The 3,200-nt window shown below is 60.0% G+C and carries 2 protein-coding genes; both read left to right on the plus strand.

Translation table 11 applies throughout. From position 1 onward, the window contains the following. The coding region (locus Q7U71_09680) for a CapA family protein (protein ID MDO9392027.1) at positions 1 to 490 on the plus strand (490 nt) is incomplete at its 5' end. Between the two features lie 87 nt (positions 491 to 577). Then, positions 578 to 3,157, plus strand: a complete 2,580-nt coding sequence (clpB, locus tag Q7U71_09685; protein MDO9392028.1) for an ATP-dependent chaperone ClpB — start codon at positions 578 to 580, stop codon at positions 3,155 to 3,157. Positions 3,158 to 3,200: the final 43 nt, after the last annotated feature.

Here is a 3,200-nt window from a genome sequence, read left to right on the forward strand (position 1 = left end):
TTCGGCCTGCGTGGCCCGTTCCATCGCCGCCATCCGCGATTCCTGCGACATCATCGTCGCCTCTTTCCACTGGGGCTTTGAGTACAAGGATCATCCGGCCCGGACCCAGAAAAAACTGGGCCGGATGGCCATAGACTGCGGGGCCAAGCTGGCGCACGGCCACCATCCCCACGTTTTGCAGGGGGTGGAATTTTACCGGGGCGGGCTGATCGCCTACAGCCTGGGAAATTTCATCTTTGACCAAAGGGAACAGATCTGCCGGGAAAGTGCCCTGCTGTTTGCGGAACTTAAGGGAGATTCTCTGACGACGGTCTCGATGGTTCCCCTGGAGATAGTGAGTAACCGGCCGGTTCCGGCCGGGAGGAAGAAGGCCCGGGGCATCCAAACCAGGCTGCGGCAATTATGCCGGAAGCTGGGGACAGAGGTCACCGGGTCCGGGCAAACCATTAGACTCCGGCCCGCTGTCCAAGTAAACAAACCAGCACCTTGACAAAACCGGCATCTGTGGTTATATTGTTTATGGGCGGTTCTTCAGGAATCGCCTTCTGTTTTTAATACAATAGGGGAAGTAAATAAAATGCGTTTGGACAAATTCACCGTCAAATCCCAGGAAGCCATAGAGGCCGCGTCCCAGCTGGCCGGACAGGCCAATCTGCAGGAGATAGCGCCGGAGCACCTGCTGGCCGCCCTGCTGGACCAGCCCGAGGGCGTGGTCATTCCCCTGCTCCAAAAAATGGGGGCCAACCCGGCCCTGTTAAAAGACAGGGTGGAAGCCGAGATCCAGAACCTTCCCAAGGTTTACGGCGAAGCCTCCCAGCCCTATCTTTCCAACGCCCTGAACAAGCTGCTGCAAAAGGCCCAGGCCGAAGCCGAAAAGATGAAGGATGAGTACGTCTCCGGAGAACATCTGCTGCTGGCCCTGGCCGAGGAGACGGGCAAGGCCATGCAGATCCTGAAAAACTCCGGGATCAACCGCGATCATATATTGAAGGCCCTGGTGGATGTCCGGGGCAGCCAGCGGGTGACCGACCAAGATCCCGAGGGCAAGTATCAGGCTCTGGCCAAATACAGCCGCGATCTGACCGAACTGGCCCGCCAGGGCAAGCTGGACCCGGTGATCGGCCGTGACGACGAGATCCGCCGGGTGATCCAGGTCTTGTCCCGACGCACCAAGAACAATCCGGTCCTGATCGGCGAGCCGGGGGTGGGCAAGACGGCCATCGCCGAGGGCCTGGCCCAGCGGATAAATTCCGGCGACGTGCCCGAGACCCTTAAGAACAAGAAGGTGGTGTCGCTGGATCTTGGCGCCCTGATCGCCGGGGCCAAGTTCCGGGGCGAGTTCGAGGAACGTCTTAAAGCCGTGCTCAAGGAGATCGAGGCCGCGGCCGGTTCTGTCATTCTCTTCATTGACGAGTTGCACACCTTGGTAGGCGCGGGGAAGGCCGAGGGGGCCATGGACGCCAGCAACATGCTTAAACCGGCCCTGGCCCGGGGCGAGCTGCGGATGGTCGGTGCCACTACTTTGGACGAGTACCGCAAGAACATAGAGAAGGACCCGGCTCTGGAGCGCCGTTTGGCGCCGGTGCTGGTGCAGGAACCCTCGGTGGAGGACACCATCGCCATCTTAAGGGGATTAAAGGAACGCTACGAACTGCACCACAAGGTGCGGATCAAGGATTCGGCTTTAGTGGCGGCGGCGGTGCTTTCCCAGCGCTACATCTCCGACCGCTTTCTGCCGGACAAGGCGGTGGATCTGATAGACGAGGCCTCCTCCCGCCTGCGGATAGAGATCGACAGCCTGCCCACCGAGATCGACGAAGTGGAGCGGCGGATCATGCAGATGGAGATCGAGCGCACGGCCTTAAAGAAGGACCACGACGCGCTTTCCAGGGAACGGCTGGCCAAAATAGATTCCGAGCTGGCCGAGCTTAAGGAGAAATCCTCCACCATGAAGGCCCACTGGCAGAACGAGAAGGCCATCATCAAGAAGATCTCCGACATCAAACAGAGGGTGGAGAATTCCAAGATCGAGGAACAGCAGGCCGAGAAGAAGGGCGACTACAACAAGGTGGCCGAGTTCCGCTACGGCACTTTGGTGGCCCTGCAGAAGGACCTGGAGCACGAGAACAAGCATCTGGCCGAGATCCAAAAGTCCCAGAAATTCCTGAAGGAGGAAGTGGACGAAGATGACATCGCCGAGGTGGTGGCCAAGTGGACCGGGATCCCGGTCACCAGGATGCTGGAGGGCGAGACATCCAAGCTTATCAAGATAGAAGAGCGCCTGCGGGAGCGGGTGATCGGCCAGGACGAGGCATTGAAATCCATCGGCAATGCGGTCCGGCGCTCCCGGGCCGGGCTGTCCGACCCCAACAAGCCGATAGGCTCCTTCATCTTTCTGGGGCCCACCGGGGTGGGCAAAACAGAATTGGCCCGGGCCCTGGCCGAGTTCCTGTTCGACGACGAGCGGGCCATGGTGCGGATAGACATGTCGGAATACATGGAGAAGCACACGGTGTCCCGTTTGCTGGGCGCGCCTCCGGGCTACGTGGGCTACGACGAGGGCGGCCAGCTGACCGAGGCGGTGCGGCGCCGTCCCTACTGCGTGATACTGTTTGACGAGATAGAGAAGGCCCACCACGACGTGTTCAACGTCCTGCTGCAGGTGCTGGACGACGGCCGCCTGACCGACGGCCAGGGCCGGACGGTGGACTTCAAGAACACGGTGATCATCATGACCTCCAACATCGGCTCCCGGTGGATCAGCGAGCTGGGGGACGATGAGGGCAAGATGAGGGACAAAGTGATGGAGGCCATGCGCCAGCATTTTAGGCCGGAGTTCCTTAACCGGGTGGACGAGACCATCATCTTCCACCGGCTGGACAAGCAGCAGATCACCGCCATAGTGGACATCCAGCTGAAGCACCTGTACCAAAGGCTGGCCGACCGGAAGATAAAGCTGGAGGTGACGGAGAAGGCCAAGGAACTGCTGGCCAACGAGGGGTACGACCCGGCCTTCGGGGCCCGGCCGTTGAAACGGGCCATCCAAAGATTGCTGCAGGACCCGCTGTCCATGAGGATATTGGAGGGAGAGTTCAAGGACGGGGATACGGTGAAGGCGGAGGTTAAGAAGGGGGAGATCGTGTTTGCCAAAGGGTAAGTTGTCGTAAAAACAAGAAGCCCCGCCGTAAGGCGGGGCTTCT

The organism is bacterium (assembly GCA_030655055.1).
GTDB lineage: Bacteria > Edwardsbacteria > AC1 > AC1 > EtOH8 > UBA5202.